This window comes from Nocardiopsis lucentensis DSM 44048 (genome assembly GCF_000341125.1).
GTDB classification, from domain to species: Bacteria; Actinomycetota; Actinomycetes; order Streptosporangiales; family Streptosporangiaceae; genus Nocardiopsis; species Nocardiopsis lucentensis.
Genome location: NZ_ANBC01000268.1, coordinates 1 through 893 on the forward strand (window position 1 = coordinate 1; position 893 = coordinate 893).

Consider the following 893-nt stretch of genomic DNA (forward strand, 5'->3'; position numbering starts at 1 on the left):
CCCGTGGTCCGTCGAAATCGTACTCGGGGTCGCTGGCCAGGACACGGCGCTCGCCGGTGGCGGTGTCGACGGCGACGACGTCGGTGCGGTCGGTGCCCCGTCCGGTGGGGACACACCACTCGGTGATCAGGGCCGACCCGTCGGGGGTGAGCTCTCCGGAGGCGTTCAGCAGGGCCATCCCGGCGTCAGGGGTCAGGTCCCGGTGCTCGCCCAGGCCCGACTCGTCGTCGGCGGGCGGTCCGGCGACCAGGTAGCGGGGGTGGTCCGGGCCGATGTCGCTGTCCCAGTAGCGGATGGGCAGGGCCTCGTGGAGGATCGCGGTGACCCCGGCTTCCTCACGGGCCTTGCGCGCCTCCCGGTCGGCCTCGGCGGTCTCGCTGCCGGGGTGGACGTCGGCGGTGAAGGCCACCAGGCCGGAGTCGCGCGCGACGGTGAAGGAGGAGACACCACCGGGGCGGGAGGCGACCTGACGGGCCTCGCCGCCCCCGGTGGGCAGCAGCCACAGCGCGGCGCCCGGGGCGTTGTCGGAGGCGGCGTCGGGGTCGGGGCGGCCGGAGGTGAACAGGACGGACCCGTCGGGGAGGAACCCGGCGGCGCTCTCTCCCTTGGCGGAACGGGTCAGCCGCCGGGGCGCGCTCCCGCCCTCGGACTCGGGGGCGACGTCGATCTCCCACAGGGCGCTGTGGAAGGACGTGCCGTCGGGGGCGAGCCCGCTGACGGGCGCCACGAGGCGGGTGCCGTCCGGGGACAGGCGCAGCCCGTTGACACGGCGGAGACGGACGTATTCCGGTAGTTCATACCAGGAACGAACCAAGGCGAATCCTCCTGAACCGTCGACTTGTGGTCTGGAGCCGACCCTATCGGGCGTCTCCCCGCCGACGGCTGGGGGGGGG

Annotated in this window: 1 protein-coding gene; it reads right to left on the minus strand. The window is 74.2% G+C overall.

Features of this window, described 5'->3' with window-relative positions:
- Window positions 1-814 (minus strand): TolB family protein (locus tag D471_RS0109120; RefSeq protein ID WP_017598340.1); only part of this gene is annotated, 814 nt, incomplete at its 3' end.
- Between the last annotated feature and the right edge of the window lie 79 nt (window positions 815-893).